14 protein-coding genes and 3 pseudogenes are annotated in these 15,862 nt (G+C 38.0%); 3 read left to right on the top strand and 14 right to left on the bottom strand.

What is annotated here, in order from left to right; all coding sequences use genetic code 11:
- The 14 genes from PQ474_RS21165 to PQ474_RS21100 all read right to left on the bottom strand — a co-directional run bounded on the left by PQ474_RS21165 (position 1) and on the right by PQ474_RS21100 (position 13,228).
- Positions 1-1,497: a phytoene desaturase family protein gene (locus PQ474_RS21165; RefSeq protein ID WP_273847568.1), complete on the bottom strand. Its 1,497-nt coding sequence runs from the start codon at positions 1,495-1,497 to the stop codon at positions 1-3.
- Positions 1,461-2,261, bottom strand: coding sequence for a 2-oxo acid dehydrogenase subunit E2 (locus PQ474_RS21160; RefSeq protein ID WP_273847566.1), 801 nt, complete (start codon positions 2,259-2,261; stop codon positions 1,461-1,463). The genes PQ474_RS21165 and PQ474_RS21160 overlap by 37 nt, the downstream gene beginning before the upstream one ends.
- Positions 2,258-2,497 carry an acyl carrier protein gene (locus PQ474_RS21155; protein ID WP_273847564.1) on the bottom strand — a complete coding sequence of 80 codons (240 nt, stop codon included), beginning with the start codon at positions 2,495-2,497 and terminating at the stop codon, positions 2,258-2,260. The genes PQ474_RS21160 and PQ474_RS21155 overlap by 4 nt, the downstream gene beginning before the upstream one ends.
- Positions 2,497-4,344, bottom strand: coding sequence for an HAD-IIIC family phosphatase (locus PQ474_RS21150; protein ID WP_273847563.1), 1,848 nt, complete (start codon positions 4,342-4,344; stop codon positions 2,497-2,499). Before PQ474_RS21150 ends, PQ474_RS21155 begins: the two co-directional genes overlap by 1 nt.
- Positions 4,337-5,431 (bottom strand): ketoacyl-ACP synthase III, encoded by a 1,095-nt coding sequence (locus PQ474_RS21145; RefSeq protein WP_273847562.1) that lies wholly within the window; start codon positions 5,429-5,431, stop codon positions 4,337-4,339. The genes PQ474_RS21150 and PQ474_RS21145 overlap by 8 nt, the downstream gene beginning before the upstream one ends.
- On the bottom strand, positions 5,400-6,113 hold the full coding sequence (locus PQ474_RS21140; RefSeq protein WP_273847560.1) for an SDR family oxidoreductase: 714 nt from the start codon (positions 6,111-6,113) through the stop codon (positions 5,400-5,402). Before PQ474_RS21140 ends, PQ474_RS21145 begins: the two co-directional genes overlap by 32 nt.
- A gap of 9 nt (positions 6,114-6,122) precedes the next feature.
- The gene (locus PQ474_RS21135; protein WP_273847558.1) at positions 6,123-6,866 is read right to left on the bottom strand and encodes a 3-oxoacyl-ACP reductase family protein; all 744 of its coding nucleotides are present in this window, start codon (positions 6,864-6,866) and stop codon (positions 6,123-6,125) included.
- Between the two features lie 63 nt (positions 6,867-6,929).
- Positions 6,930-7,217 (bottom strand): phosphopantetheine-binding protein, encoded by a 288-nt coding sequence (locus PQ474_RS21130; protein ID WP_273847556.1) that lies wholly within the window; start codon positions 7,215-7,217, stop codon positions 6,930-6,932.
- Positions 7,218-7,240: 23 nt separating this feature from the next.
- Positions 7,241-9,532, bottom strand: coding sequence for a beta-ketoacyl-[acyl-carrier-protein] synthase family protein (locus PQ474_RS21125; RefSeq protein ID WP_273847555.1), 2,292 nt, complete (start codon positions 9,530-9,532; stop codon positions 7,241-7,243).
- Positions 9,529-10,614: an alpha/beta fold hydrolase gene (locus PQ474_RS21120; protein ID WP_273847552.1), complete on the bottom strand. Its 1,086-nt coding sequence runs from the start codon at positions 10,612-10,614 to the stop codon at positions 9,529-9,531. The genes PQ474_RS21125 and PQ474_RS21120 overlap by 4 nt, the downstream gene beginning before the upstream one ends.
- Positions 10,611-11,297, bottom strand: coding sequence for a thioesterase II family protein (locus PQ474_RS21115; protein WP_273847550.1), 687 nt, complete (start codon positions 11,295-11,297; stop codon positions 10,611-10,613). Before PQ474_RS21115 ends, PQ474_RS21120 begins: the two co-directional genes overlap by 4 nt.
- A 144-nt stretch (positions 11,298-11,441) precedes the next feature.
- Positions 11,442-12,098, bottom strand: coding sequence for an MBL fold metallo-hydrolase (locus PQ474_RS21110; RefSeq protein WP_273847547.1), 657 nt, complete (start codon positions 12,096-12,098; stop codon positions 11,442-11,444).
- Positions 12,058-12,693, bottom strand: coding sequence for a TetR/AcrR family transcriptional regulator (locus tag PQ474_RS21105; protein WP_273847545.1), 636 nt, complete (start codon positions 12,691-12,693; stop codon positions 12,058-12,060). The genes PQ474_RS21110 and PQ474_RS21105 overlap by 41 nt, the downstream gene beginning before the upstream one ends.
- 187 nt (positions 12,694-12,880) lie before the next feature.
- Complete coding sequence (locus tag PQ474_RS21100; protein WP_273847543.1) at positions 12,881-13,228, bottom strand: DUF4260 domain-containing protein; 348 nt, start codon at positions 13,226-13,228, stop codon at positions 12,881-12,883.
- A 947-nt stretch (positions 13,229-14,175) separates the two neighbouring features.
- Here PQ474_RS21100 and rho point away from each other — a divergent pair.
- The 3 pseudogenes from rho to PQ474_RS21085 form a co-directional block, all read left to right on the top strand.
- Positions 14,176-14,955: pseudogene (gene rho, locus PQ474_RS21095) on the top strand (transcription termination factor Rho); the annotation flags it as partial.
- A 544-nt stretch (positions 14,956-15,499) separates the two neighbouring features.
- Positions 15,500-15,592 (top strand): annotated as a pseudogene (locus PQ474_RS21090) (helix-turn-helix domain-containing protein); the annotation flags it as partial.
- 77 nt (positions 15,593-15,669) lie between these two features.
- A pseudogene (locus PQ474_RS21085) lies at positions 15,670-15,862 on the top strand (IS6 family transposase); the annotation flags it as partial.

Here is a 15,862-nt window from a genome sequence, read left to right as displayed (position 1 = left end):
TCATACCAACACGCTTTCTTTCGTAATTTTTTTCCACAATTTATAGCCTGAGAGAATGACTGAGACTACGCCGCCTCCTGGGTCGGTCCATTGACCTGAAATATACAGACCTTTAATCGGCGTTTCATGCTGTGGCCGACCAGTCATTTGCTGTTTGTTTTGTTCCCACCCATAAATTGAACCAAAACTATTATTCGTATATCGCTCCATAGTTAATGGAGTACCTGACTCAACATGAACTATGTGATCACGAAGGTTCGGGATTGCTCGCTCGGCCATTGTAATCAATTGCTCTTGATAGGCTTCCTTTTCATCCTTCCAATTAGAACCAATATCATATGGCACCAAAGTTGTCAGAACAGCGGTATGCTTCCCTTCAGGTGCTAAATCGCGATCCACAAGGGATGGTGTGGAAATCGCCAAGCCACTAAGACCATTTGGGCCTAAATCTTTTAAAGCCTGATGTTTTTCCATAAACGTATCATAATTGTAATCGTTGTAAATAAACGTCTCATGTGATAATCCATGCTCCTCAAGCGGGAGGTCTACCCCTAAGAAGACTTCAAAAGCAGAAATTGAAGGCTTCAGCTTACCAATTCGTCTCTTATAACGTGCCGGAAAATGTTCTTCTCCTACAAGGTCACGCATAAGCTTTAAAAAGTCCCCATTACAAACGATTTTCGGTGCTTCCACGTATTCTCCTGTCTGAAGATGAACTCCTTTCACCTGTTTGTCTTCTACTTCTACACGCTCCACTTCATTTCGCAAACAAACTTCTCCTCCCAATGCTTCAATCCGTTTTACTAACGCATCAGCAAGTGTTTGGAAGCTCCCTTTCGCATAATAAATGTCTTCTTTAAAATAGCTCATGATTGCATAGGCAAAAAACATTGCGCTACCTTGAGTCGGAGGTGTACCGTAATACGCCCACAAAGCAGAGAATGAATAAATAGCTTGTGGGTCTTGTAAAAATGAGGATGTCAATTCATGAAAGCTCTTATCACGATATTTCAACATGAGCGGATTAGATAACACCTTTAATGGATCGCCAGAATGAAGAAGCATTAACGTCACTTCATACAGCTTCTCCATCTCCTTAACTAGGGCTTGTATGTTTTTACTTTCACGAGGAAACTCACGACAATAGGCCTCAATAAGTCCATCTACGCTTCTACTGACAACAATTTTTCGATCAGGATAATAAGCAGTGTAGATATCATCCAATCGAAGAAATTCCACCTCATCAACAACCCCTGCTGCTTGTAAGAGCTCTTCTAACAATCCGCCATCCCTCGCTCCAGCTACAATACGGACAGCTGAATCAAAAGTAAACTTTCTTCTACGGAATGAGTGAGCGTATCCCCCTGCACGATAATGGCGCTCAAGTACAAGTACCGAGTAGCCTTCTTGTGCTAGATATGTTGCTGCACTTAGTCCTCCCATCCCTGCTCCAATGACAATTACGTCGTAGCTTGAATTTTTTGGTCTTCTGGCCATGTCTCTTCCCCCAAATCCTCTATCATATGTTTAATATGGTGTAAAAAATCGGCTGCCAATGCTCCATCAATTGCTCGATGATCAAAAGACATACTAAGAGTAAGCATTGGTCGAATAACGATATCATCCTCCATAACAACAGGGCAGCGACGAATAGCACCAATTCCAAAACAAGTTGTATTTGAAGTCATCGGAAAAAATGAATTTATTGGTACGTGCCCAAGGGAAGTAACGGTAAAACTCCCTTGAGTTTGCTGCCATGTTTCTGGATTTTTCATGATTTTGTTGTAAATCATCCTCCCTAACCAAGTCGGGAGCTGCTGAAGTCTTCGAATTGATTTGAATTGCTCACCTTTTTCAAATGAAGCACTCTTTATTTGATTAATTTCATCCTGTATAGCTGTAAGAGATTTCTGATTTAATGCTTGTAGCACGCTTGAGGTGACTATTCGTTCTCCTTTTGCTCGAGTATCAAAGGTGATTTTTCCATCAATTGAAGAAAACTGCCAACGTTTCGGGTATTGACGTCCTTGAACTGAACAATTGACTTCTGGATAAGCTTCAATGGCTCGAGAAATCGTATAAAGAAAAAAGCTCACATAGCTTATGTTCATTGACGCTTGTTTAAATGTAGCCTTTCTAGCCATTATGGCTGTTGCATCAATTTCCGTACTCAAGTAGATCGCATGGCTTTCTTTTGCTTTCTCAAGAAAATGAAAAGTATGTCGCCTTACTGGCGGCAAGGATTCAACCTTAATGGTCATATTCTCGCCGCCTCCACTAATTCGACAATTCCACGAACTGTTGAAGTGTTCATAAATTCATTCATGTCAAGCCGTATACTGAACTCGTCTTCAATATTTGTAAAGAGTCTCAAGGAATTGACTGAGTCCCATTCAGAATCTTCTTCTTTGGAAAAATCTAATGTTACGTCACCTTCCTCAACTTCTAACACGTCTGCAAAAATAGCAAAGATTATTTTTTCAACTGTAATTGGCATTACACATTCACCCTTTCGTCACTCAGTTGCTGCTTAATCCATGGAACTTTTGGAAGGGGGTCTTTACATGAATACATCCACTCATCCCCTTGTCGGTAAAAGGCATGCTCTTCATAAAAGGAAGCCACTAGTCCATTTTTCGAGGTCTGTCGGTATGTGCCTGAAATAGTTTGCACTCCTTTAGCTCGTGCCTGCTCAATAAGTAAATGAAGGGCTTGGGCTTCCACTTGCCGTTTGAATACTCGACAACTCATTACAACGTTTCGAATGCGCCAGTGCTTTCCTTCCTCAGAAATGTGAAAGTAACCGACCAATCCGTTGTCACCAAAACGATCTTCCAAACCAAACGTATAAATGGATTCTGCTACACTCATATCCATCGTTCTCGTAACTTCTGCTTCTGTTAACCGTTCAGTCGTTAAATTAAACTGATTTGTACGTTGAGAAAGCTGGGTAACTCGTGAGATATGATGTTCCTCTAACCGGCTCCACCGAAGCACCATTTGTAATTGCTCAAGATATTCTTCAATTGATGTAGACGCTTCTTTAAGCTCCTCATGTTTCACTAACTGTTTGTATTTCTGTGATCGCTTACGATCCTCATTTGTTAAGGCAATTGTATGAAACCAACCAATATCCAAAAGCTCCATGACGTAATGACTCGGATCTTTTCCGATTGGAAGTACTGTCACATCCGGAAGCTCCTCCTTCATAAGCTGTCTCTCAAATGGGTTGTCATCTGCAAACACAAAGGAATCCAATCCTAAATTGAGCTGATTCGCCATCTTTCGGAGACTGTCTGTTTTTGGATTCCAATGACAAAAAATTTGTATAAAATCTTCTTCCTTTAAGATCATGTGTTCATTTTCGATAAAAACATTCTTCACATTATTCCAGTCATTTTTACTAGCAATAGTAAGAAGGACACCTTGCACATGTAAGCGGTAGATGTATTTTTGAAATGTTTTATATTGGTTACCAGGGAATGTATCAGATAGAGCGATACCTTTTTCTCCATCATCTCCAATAACTCCCCCCCAAAGGGTTTGGTCTAGATCAAGGGCTAACACTTTTTTTGTCAATCCCTTTTGAGCGGCCACAATGGAGACTATTTCTGTAGAAAGACAATGCCAAGCCCCCACGCTGTAACTCATTGAGCCAAAATGCCTCATCCGTTCATCTCGTGTCTGAGCAGCTCCTTGTGTCAAAACATCAAAATCAAGTGTGATGACATTCGGCAAAGTCGTGTGCAACTCAAGCAGGTGGCAGTTAAATTTTTTCCATAAAGAGGCTACAATTTGTTTTTCTCGATAGCCAATAATGGATTTTAAGTCAGCTAGTGGTAATGGAATCGTATGAAGAACAATCGCTCCCTTATTTCGGTAAGCGAAAGTTTTAATGATATGATTGATTTCAACAATTGCCGTCCTTAAAGCCTTATCAATCGTTTCAACCGACCAATCATTAGTTTGTAAGTGTTGATAAATAACCGACTCATCAAGCGTACAGACTGTCAAATCTCCATTAAATTCATCAAGCTCACTACCTGACTGAAGCATTTGAACTGCCCATTGACCATAACCTGTAGTCAACACCTCTACATTGATTTCTCTTTTAGCAGCATCAAACGTAAGAGCATGCTCTAAGCCATCGGTTGTATGGTTTCCTACAATTGCTATCTTTGCATGAACCCTTCCTTGCTTCCATTTACGCAATAACTTTCCAACTTTGTTTTTTTGAATTGGACTCTCTAAGTCAAAAAGAAGTTGTTTTAGTTTATGGGACATTCCAGGTGCTTGTTGATCAATACATGATTTAATCTGTTTAAAGAGTTCACGCTCATTCATTGGTCTCACCGTTCTTGTATTCAAGTATGATGCCGGTTTTTATCCATTTGGAAGATTCAATGGCTACACCGACTACTTTATTGCTTGGTTTGAGCCTCCCATGAAGCTTTTTCAATTGCAGGAATGGAAGGGCATTTCCATTGTTTCCTGTTTCCTGAACACAATTGATCGTTACATCGAGAGAAAGGTCTAACGACTCGATGATCTTTTTCGTCATATTCCAACCAAGCTGAGGTGGAAGAAAATACGTCACATCTTCTTTTTTCCAATTTCTATCCTCAAGTAATGTCTTGAGTACTTGAGCCGTCATGAGAGGGACTTGTTTTTCAATTGCTTTGTAATCTTCTTTTGCCGATTGAAACTGTTTACGAAGCTCACGTTTACTCAACTCTTGAACGTTTTCAGGAACGGTACCAAACCAGTTCATAACCTGTCCTGGTTCTTCTCCAACTCCTACAAATCGATTTTCAATCGAAGTAATTTCTAAACCGTCACAATTTTCGTTTGTTAATAGAATAGCTCCTGCCCCATCTCCAAATAGGGCATAGTTAATTAATTCAGAGGATCTTAGTTTTGTGAAATCACGTGTTAAATCCATGTACTTGTTGCACACATCTCCACCGATAACAAGTGCATATCGACGTTCTCCCACTAGAAGGTGGCGCGCTACATCTAATGCTTGAAGAGCTCCTGAACACCCCGCTTGAATCTGATACGTTTGTATATTTTGTAATCCTAAACGGTCAGCCACTAAGTTCACTGTTGCAGGCATTAGATGATCAGGCGTTGCGGTTGATAGAACTATCACATCTATTTCTTTGCGTTGAATACCAGCTTGCTCGATCGCTTCTTCTGCAGCCACGGTACACAGATCTGTCAGGCTATACTCTACAGTTCGTTTCGAGAAATCTACGGCAAAATGTCTAGAGTGATTACCAATCATCGTATCAATCCATTCTTTGCGGATGGATAAAACGTCTTCCATTTGTTCGTTTGTAACAGGCTTTCCTGGCAAACATTCTCCGAATCCAATGATTCGAGGAGCAACCTTGACTCTAGATTCCTGTTTCAATTCCTGCACCAACATGAAGATTTTCCCCTCCTATTAAACTTGCAGACGGATTGATTAGTAATTCGATGGTACGAACATACTCCTCAATATCTGGAAGTTTCGGTTTAAGACTGAATATTTCGACTTTTTCTTTTTTAAACTTCTTCTGCTGTCGATCGAATCCATCATTGTAATACCCAAACGTTATCGCATTGACGTTTAATTTAAACGGACCAAGCTCCCTAGACATACATTTCATTAATGAAAGTTTTGCTTGATTTAAAATTGGAGAGCTAGCATACCCTGCATAGTAAAGAGGGTCATAGAATAAGGGGAATATAATTTTCCCCTTTTTGGGTTTAATCATTTGACGAACAACCACCTTATTTAAGAGAAAGATACGATATAGATAACCTCTTATAAGTTCATCTAACAAGAAGGGATCTTCTTCTAATTTTTTCTCTTCGTCTACCATTTCATTTCCATGTATAAGTACTTCAACACCTTGATCGCCAAACACTTCTACAATGACCGCATCTAACACCTCTTCTTCATATTTTTCACAAAAAACGGTTTCTTGACCTGGTTGATCAAGCATAAACTCAAGGTGTTTATCACGATCAGTAAACAAAAGGACCGGCGTTTCTCCCCTTTGATGAAAGTGGGTGGCAATCGCTTGATTGACTTTTTGCTCACCTTGTGAAATTAAAATATTCATTTTTTCCTCCTATCGTAAAAAGCCTCCATCGACTTTTAAGACCGTATCAGTTACGTAGTCACTTAACTCGCATGACAAGAAGAGCACGCTCTGAGCAACTTCTTTTGTCGATCCAAGCTTTTTGGCATTAGTGAAACGTAAAAAGTTATCTAATTTTGCCTTGGGTACTTGGTCGATCATTTCTGTTTGAATCATCCCTGGAGCAATGGAATTAATACAAATTCCTTTCTCGTGATACTTGCGTGCTAACAGTCGAGTAAGACCTATAATTGCCCCTTTAGACGTGCCATAATTCGTTTGAGCTTCACGTCCTGCCACTCCTGTAACAGATACTATATTAACGATCTTGCCTGTTTGTTGTGCTTCCATGTAAGGTAGAGCTGCTAGACAGCACGTATATGTTCCACCAAAGTTAATCTGAAGAACATCTTGCCAATCCTGCTCATCCATCTGGAAAAGGAATTGATCTCGTGTAACTCCTGCGTTATTTATAAGTACATCAATTCGCCCGTGCTTCTTTACGATTTCTTTAAAAAGCGTATGTATAAAAGCTTGATCTTCCACGGATCCTTTGACGTAAGCTACGCATAAATGCTCTCGATTTAATTCTTCCTCAATCAATCGAGCAGCCTCATCATTTGATGCGTAGATTCCATAAACAAAGGCTCCTTGGGCGACAAACGTTTCCACAATTTCTTTTCCAATTCCACGAGTAGCACCTGTAACAATGGCCACCTTTTCATGTAATAGCATAAGTCAATCCCTACTTTCGATAGAGTGGAGTGTAACCCAAGTTACACTCCATACCTCCAGAATTTAGCTACTTACTTTCTCTTTTAGTTTCACCTCAACAAAGGCAGATAAAGTGGCAACCGAATAGAAATTTTTACGAATATCTTCTTCTTCTAACCCTTGTACTTTCACACCAAATTCAGCCTCTACTCCCGACACCACATCAAGAGCTTCTACAGAATCAAGACCTAATCCCTCTCCAAACAACGGTTCATCATCTTCAATTTCATCCGCTTCAATGTCTTCTAATTCTAATCGTTCAATCAAAATATTCACCTTAATAATTTCTTTGATCTCGTTAATGGTTTTCATGTTAAAATTCCTCCAATTATATTTTATTTTTCGATTACCATTGCCATAGAATTTCCATTTATAGATGTTGACACAATGAGTCCAGTTTCCAGTTGCTCTTTTGTCCAGCCAAGAGATTGAGTGATTGACTGTTGATCTTCCTTTGATAGAGAAAGGAGCTCAATAGCTACCTGGGTATGAAACAACGAGCCATTAGACTCCATGTAGCCACAAAGGTGATTAAGTGTATTTACTGGAAGGTGACCATACTTTTCTTTTAACTTGAGAAAAGCTTCGGTGTCAGTTACATCATTGTTATGGTAAAAGATAAAATCGATATTATCTTCTGAGAGGTTTGCATTTTCCAAACACTGTACCACAGCTTTTTCCACCGTTACATAAAGGTCAGTATTACTATGAAAAGCTTGTCCAAATCCTTTAATTGAAGCTAGTTGTTGTAAACCTTTTTCCTTTACAGTTTCATAGTCTGCTAACATAAGGAACGTGCTTCCTTCAGTAATATTGTACGAGCTGGATGTTAAATTCATGGCTTTATCTATCTCTGTTGATAGGGTTGATTGCTCATCCCCTGCACCTACAAGAACCGTCGTTTGCTTACCATCCAAAATGCTTGTGGTGCCGTAATGAATTGCTTGTAAGCCATCTACACCACCTGAACTGTGAGAAGAGCTAAATCCTTTGATACTAAATTTTTTTGCTAATTTTCCAGCCGTTGAGTTCAATACCATATCTGGAAAATAGACACTGCTTGCATTCGCCACCCCACGATCAAGGATGGAGCCAAGGTACTTTTCTGCGCTTTTTAAACTTCCACGTGACGTTCCATAAACGAGTCCAAGAGTTTCGTATTCAGATTCGTCTATCGCCGCTTTTTTTAACGCTAAATCGCAAGCTCCTATACTGTATTGAGTTAGAGGATTCATACGACGTTCGTATAATGTTTTATTGTAATTTTTGAGTGAAAAATCCAGTTGTAAAGTTGAAGTTTCATTTTGTTGTAGATTAGTTAGAAGTGAACCCTCTTCACTGGCAAGGGCATGAATGGTACCGTAGCCACAAATGGCAATTGATCGATCTTTTGTTTGACGGTTTGTATTATTCTTAGGTGAGGAATATAATGGGTGAAAGACATTTTTTGATAGAATAGAAGAATTGTGGCCCCCAAATGCTGAATTGTTACATAAAAAATATTTGGGAGAATACCTGTGCATTGTATTCGTCACTAATTTGGGATGGTCGCATCCTTCTCTTGCCTCTGAAAAATGAAGTGTAGCAGGCAATTTCCCTTGTTCAACTGCTAAAAGAGTAGTGACATATTCAATTGAAGCGGCTGCGCCAAGATTATGACCGAAATAAGCTTTACTAGAACTTACATAGATGTTGTCAAATTGATCTTCAAAGTAGGAACGGAGTCCACGAAGCTCTGCAGGGTCATTCGCTTTTGTTCCGGTTCCGTGTGTATTAATGTATTGAATGTCTTCTTTTGACACATTGCCTTGCGAAACGGCCATTTCTACAGCTTTTCGAATTCCGTGTCCATCTGGCTGAGGAGCCGTTTCATGATAAGCATCACTACTAAGACCGTAACCTTCAATAATGGTGTAAATCTTTGCCTCTCGAGCTAAAGCTTTTTCTAATGGCTCTAGTACAACAAAAGCTGCACCTTCTCCAAGGCTTAATCCGTATTGTTCATTATAAGGAGAACATGGTGCATCATTTAAAGCCTTTAAGGAATTAAATCCAGCATAAACAGATGTAGACATAGAATCCGATCCACCAGCAATCATTATATCCGCATGACCATGACGAAGCATGTCACACGCATAGCCAATAGCATTACCACTTGCTGCGCACGCTGTGTTCAATGTCATTACAGGTCCAGATAATTGGAAGTGACTTGCAACCGTATCTCCTTGCTGATAGAAAGGATAATTTCTTGTTTTATCCGGATCAAGCTCTTCTAAAGATCTTTGCTGTTCTAGAGAGTTTAATCCACCATTACAAGTACCAAATGCCAGTCCAATGGTACTGGAAACTAGATCGACATGTGCTTCCTCTAATGCCTCTTGTATAGAGACGATGGCGTATTGTGAACAACGATCAAAGCTCTTTTCTTTCTCTAAGGTAAAATAATCGTTTGAATCAAACATTTTCAGTTCTGCTCCGATTTTACTAATGAAAGGCTCTGGATCAAATGACTTTATGCGATCAATACCTGATTTGTTCTGTTCCATACTTTCATAGACTTCTTGTTTATTTCTACCAATACTTGACAAAATCCCAATTCCTGTAACTGCAATTTGTAAGGAAGTCACCTTTTTCCACCTCTCTTCTTCCACTTGTTTAACGTTAACATGAGAGCTAATCCCAATCGAATGATAAATTTTTTACTTTCACTTTGCTTCAATACACTTAAAGGAACAATTTTTTGAATCATATCTAAATGATTAGGAGAACCATGTACGTCATCAAATTCATATAACCTAATATTTTGTCCGTTTTCTAGTAAGAATTCTTTCTCCCTTACTGGAATAATTTCATCTTTTCTACTAAATACATAAGTTAAAGGGATATGAAGAGCTCTGAGCTCTGCTTGTGATAGAGCAAACGAAGAAAGGGTATCTGCAACATCCCCTAAATTCTTTCCCATCACATGAGCAAGTGTAGTTTGCGTGAGGAATGGCACATCAATATCTGAATACTCTTTAAAGAAAGAATGAAGTGGTGCGCCAACGGTGGTAATTCCTTTTATTCGGTCATCCTCTAACGCTTGCTTGATGGCTAAATGTCCGCCAAAGCTCATCCCAACAATAAAGGTATGATTCACATTCACTTTTAATGAAAATGAGTCTAATATTTGCCCGAGCATTTTGTAGGAGGCCGCATCATAGATCCCACTGTTTTCTCCTACTCCCGGACATTCCGTAATTATCACAGAAAAGCCTAGGCGCTTTCCAACTTCTAGAAAAACTTTCCATTGTTCTTTTACTGAAACAATCCCACCTAGCACTAGTAAACACGGCAGATTTGATCGAAGATTTGACGTATAAACAGAGAATGTTCTTCCATTTCTTTCAAGCGTATACTTACGAACATCTTGCCTACCGTACGTTTCTTCAAAAACATCGGTGAGTTGCTTACTAGCTTTTTCTTGTTGTTTTGTATGAGGAAATGGGAACCGAGCAAAATTTAAACATTGAATGGCATCGTCTACTGCCTTTTCTCTCAGACACTTTTCTGCTGCTGAAACCCACTGCTGATCCCACGCTCCTTTTGTTGACTCTTCACAAGAGGGAGCATCTATACTATTTAAGACATCGAGCGGATCAATAGCTGTAAATGAATGAGTTTTTACATGTAATAGTGCATATTGCTTTAATTCTTCTAATGTCATCATGAGGTTACACCTGCTTTTGTGGAAGACTTAAACAATCTTTCAACAACTTCGGATTTCTGAAGGATACTGAAATGTCCTCCTTCTACCCATTGATATGTCAAGTCTTGAAGACCAACATTCTTCCAATGTTCCACTCCCATTTTTCGAGTAAGGTTATCCTCTAAACCGTTAACAACATATGTACGTACCGTCGATGTGTCAGCAGCATAACGAAACGTCTTTATGAGAGTAAGATCTGCTCGAAGTATTGGGGCAAACCATTTGATAAACATAGGATGATTTTTGTACTTCTCAGGAAGCCCCCCTAGATCGGCAAGCATACCTATCATCGTATGATCATCTTGTCTTAACAACTTAACTTCTCCTCGATATTGATGTATTGGATTGATCCCACTTACAATCCGGCACTGAAACTCATGATCTTGTAACCTTCTTGACACTTCATAGGCGAGGAGTCCACCCAAACTGTGGCCAAATACTCCCCAACCCTGTCCAGATTTTCGAAGTCTCATTACCTTATTAACCAAATCCTCCACTGCTAAGTCAAATTGATCGAAAAGTGGCTCATTAACCCTATTTCCTCTGCCAGGTAAATCTAGACCGATGACATCTGTACCTGAGAATTGCCACTTTCTAAACATACTTGATGATCCACCAGCACAGTGAAAGCAAAATAGCTGCATTTAGAACCCCCTTTTCACTTATAACCTTTGGTTAGTAACCTATGGTTATATTAATACACTCACAAAAGAATTACAACATATTTTTTTCAATAAATGATAAAAATTCAAAAAAATACCATTTGTAAAAATGGTATTAATTTTTTTTTATTTTATTGTTAAATACGAGTTGATTTGAGTGTGAGGCTGTTGAATATCCTCTCCATGACAAATACTAACAACCGCAGGCTTTAGATCTTTTACAATGTTCGCACTCTCTACAGCTTGACTCATATCAGCTGTAAACATCTTAATAGGTTGTTTCAGCTTCCCCCTCTTTGAAGTAAATAAATCCCCACCTATGAGTACGCGATCTGTTGTATGATAATAACTTACGTGTCCCGGAGAATGCCCTGGTGTATGATAGGGTACTAGATTCCCAACCGCTTTCAAAGTCCCATCATCTCTCTGTTGTAAGGGTGTTACAATTCCGGGAGCAACGAGATTTTCTTTTTTCTTTCGCCCTGGAAACGGTTCCTTTCCTTCCATATGCTTAATATCTAGAACATGGCTGTAGACTGGCAATTTATGTTTATCTAGTATTTTTTTTAAGCCCCCTACGTGATCAGAATGACCATGAGTTAATAAAACAGCTTTCAGCTCACCTAATTTCTCCGCCTCTTTTAGAATTCGATTAGCCATAAATGGCATCCCCGTATCCACTATATACACTCCATCATTAGTTTTCACAATCCAAGCGCTCATTTTCAATAAAAACCATGCTTCAATTTTGTACACGTGTGGTGATACTTTTATTACTTTCATCAACTTCCCCTCCTTGAATAAGATAAGTGACTGACCTATCGACGATAGGGAATATACGTTTAATAATTCCATTTACACGCTCGTCTACATCTTTATAAGTCATAATAATTCCATGTAGCACAAAATAAATCATCCGACTTAAATCTAATAACCTTTTGTCATCAGCACTGGGGAATACTCCGTTTACTGCTTTTTTTAAATGCATAAACAAATCTATGCGTCTTTCATTCAACTCCCAAATGGTTTCTTCTACATCGACTCGGATCGCCTCAAGCGTAAGAAATGCTTGATATAGATTACGATAACTCAAGCCAAAATGAACATACATTTTAGACAGTCTAATGAGCTTTTCTTGTGATGTGTACTTATTAGATGTTAGTGTTCCTTGAATGCTTTTTTGTAATCGATCAAGCGGTTCTTTAGCCAAGGCTTCTAATAGTTGTTTTTTATCTTCAAAATAGACATAAATACTGGTGTGAGAGCACTGTGCTTCTCTTGCTATTTCTCTCACAGTCACTTGTTCGTAGCCTTTTTGGGCAAATAATTTTTTTGCTGCAACTAAAATTCTCTCTCTTGCCTGCGCTTCTAATGGCATTTACCATCCCCCCTAAAAAAAAATATATAACCATCGGTTACTAACCAACGGTTATATTATAGCATAGTTAACTTCTTTAACAACCTTAGATTTACCCCTTTCTTTTTGCTTGTTGTCCCTTAAGCTATGCAATAAATGGACAATTTAACCTAGGCTGGTGCACTGCATATTCATATTAATTATTAGATTAAACACGGTTTAAATGAGTATCTTTAAATGCTCTTGGATACTTTAAACCATATCCAAGCATTCTATCCATCCCAATATGTGCTGACCATATTAAACCTATTGCTAAGATATTTGAATTAGATATAATTATTCCAAAGATAACAATTCCTATAGATAAACTGTATGTATGGAATGAATTATAAAGTATAGCTCCAACCTTTTTATTAAGTAAGTAGCCAAGCATTGAAATGTCAGGCACTAATAACAAGATAGAAAACAATAACCAACTAAGTTGACTGTAACCGTAAAAATAAAGACTTAATACTAAAACCGCAAACCCCTCAACGTGTAAGAAAACTTTATTCAAAACGTATCCCCCAATTCCTTATTTATTAAAATAAATTTACCATATAATTCATGTTAATTAACCATCCTCTAAAAAATTAAAATTTTACATTGCTCGTTCATCCTCAAAATCACAAAAAAAAACAAGATACATCCATATCTTGAGCCTTCTAGTTTATGAAGTTGATTTCCTAATAATAACTATATGTTACCTTAGCTGTACTTTAGATATAAACATAGCTTTTTTATCTGCATTACCTTTTGAATCGGACCACATGTTTACCAATACATTTGCTTGCTAGATTATTTTTTGCCCATGTGCATTGATCATTTCTAATTCATAAACAAATGTTTGCTCATCATAATAACTTTTCCCGTCCCAAAAGTGAGTCTCATTCTCGTTATCTTCAATAATTTCATAATCAACATACTCTTCTATCTTAGATTTTTTATAATCATTGTACGTTCGTAATCTTCGTGAACTTCCTTATCTTCTGGTGCATATGGGTCATTTCCTGAAAGGTACTTCCAAACCGACCTATAGATCTAATATCTTCTTTTTTCTCAATATCTAATGCGTCTATAAATTCATAACTAACTAAGTCTAATCTTACTGTTTGTCGTAATTTTATAATGTTTTAACCGTTCAAATGCTTCGTCTACACTGTACATCTTCATGGTCTCACCTCTTAAACAAAAAAATCCACTTGATATTAGTCAATAAATGTCATAATATTTAATTAACTTCTATTTTGTCCCTTCACTTTATTCCACTTAATCTACTCCCAATTGACTAAAAACATTAAAGTATATCCAAAAATTAGTTATCTACTATTCTCCATGAGTTACCCATTAAAACCTTCTGACATTTCTCATCACTTTTTACCTTATTTCTATTCCTACTTTAAATCTCCATAAGATACTTTTAAGAAAGGTGCGATGTAAATGAGCGTGATATCTCCAGCTTTATTTCCTGTACGTGGAATCCTTGAGATAGCAAATAATAAGGAGTTTGGCATTGTAAGATCGGGGGATCCTTCGATAGATGGGAAAGACACTTATGTTTCGATCTCGCAGATTGGAAAGTTTGCTTTAAGAACGGGGGACCTCGTGACTGGACAAGCACGATCATCAAAACAAAATGAACAATATTATGGATTAATGAAAATTACTGAAATTAATGGATCTCCTCCTGAATCTCAGATGCTCAGGCCTCATTTTAAATCGTTAACTCCTATCCACCCAAACAAAAAAATAATCCTTGAAGGAAAGAACCATAGCATAACAAACCGCCTCATAGACATGTTTGCGCCCATTGGATTTGGCCAGCGTGGACTTATCGCAGCTCCACCAAAAGTAGGGAAAACAACGCTATTAAAAGACATGGCTAATGGGATTGCTCATAATCATCCTGATGCAGAATTATTGATCCTTCTCATCGATGAACGTCCTGAAGAAGTAACGGATATTAAACGCTCTGTCAAAGCCACTGTACATAGTTCTACATTTGATGAACTTCCCAAAAATCATATTAAAATTACGGAACTCGTATTAGAAAGCGCTATGCGCCTAGTAGAAAACAAAAAAGATGTCATTATTCTCGTAGATAGTATTACACGGTTGGCAAGAGCTTATAATTTGAGTGTTCCACCAAGCGGTCGAACCCTTTCAGGAGGATTAGATCCTGTGTCCTTTTATGGACCAAAGCGCTTTTTTGGAGCAGCAAGAAATATTGAGGAGGGTGGCACTCACCTAGGGCCACGGTTGCTACAATTGTAGCCCTTATTAAGAAATATATTTGATAATTTAATATTGAGACACTTTTCAATAATTCGATCACATGAAAATGCGCCACATGATTTCCAATTTCCATAACCTCTCTTATAAAACGGGTGTTACCAATCATTAATCAATGTATTGAATAAGATCTCAAACGGTTCTATTGTTTTACCATTCTATCTTCCGATTGTTCCGGAAAATTATCATAAAATTGATATAATAAATAAGTCAGGTATGAATTTAGCTCAAATCGATCCCTATTAACAAAATCAGACAAATTTAATTTGCTTTCTCTAGACACAATTTTACCCCCTTTAGTTAAATTCCTTATCTACATGATTACCAATCTATCACTCTTTTAAACATATAAATTAATAAAATAGTTATTTTGAGGGTGAATTTCCTAGTGCAACATAGCAAAGGCCTTAACTATTCCTGTTTTTGGAAGTTTCTAAGAATCAATAAGGGGGGGATAGATACTTAGTTATATTCCATTTCGCTGAAGAAACTCGTTGCCTTATATCTTATGAATCAAGGGATGAGTCGTACGGATCCTGCAGAGAAAGCTGGTATCTCTAGAATGACTTTGTATCACAAGATGCAAAAAATAAGGTTCTGGTGCAAGAAATCTAGCAAACTTGGACATACTGATACTATCAATCTAAAAAAGGGATGGTGTTCAGTATGGAGAATCAAAGTTTATTCAAATGGAAGCATTATCAACCTGATGTTATTTTGTTAACAGTAAGATGGTACCTACGGTACAACCTAAGTTTTCGTGATTTGGTGGAAATAATGGTGGAACGAGGTTTATCTATCGCTCATACAACCATTATGCGTTGGGTTCATCAATATGGACCTGAATTAGACGAAAGAG

Origin of the sequence: Halalkalibacter alkalisediminis (genome assembly GCF_028610705.1) — a bacterium.
Taxonomy (GTDB): domain Bacteria; phylum Bacillota; class Bacilli; order Bacillales; family Bacillaceae_D; genus Halalkalibacter; species Halalkalibacter alkalisediminis.
The sequence above is the reverse complement of the archived record's forward strand: the minus strand, read 5'-3'. Positions and strand labels throughout refer to the sequence as shown.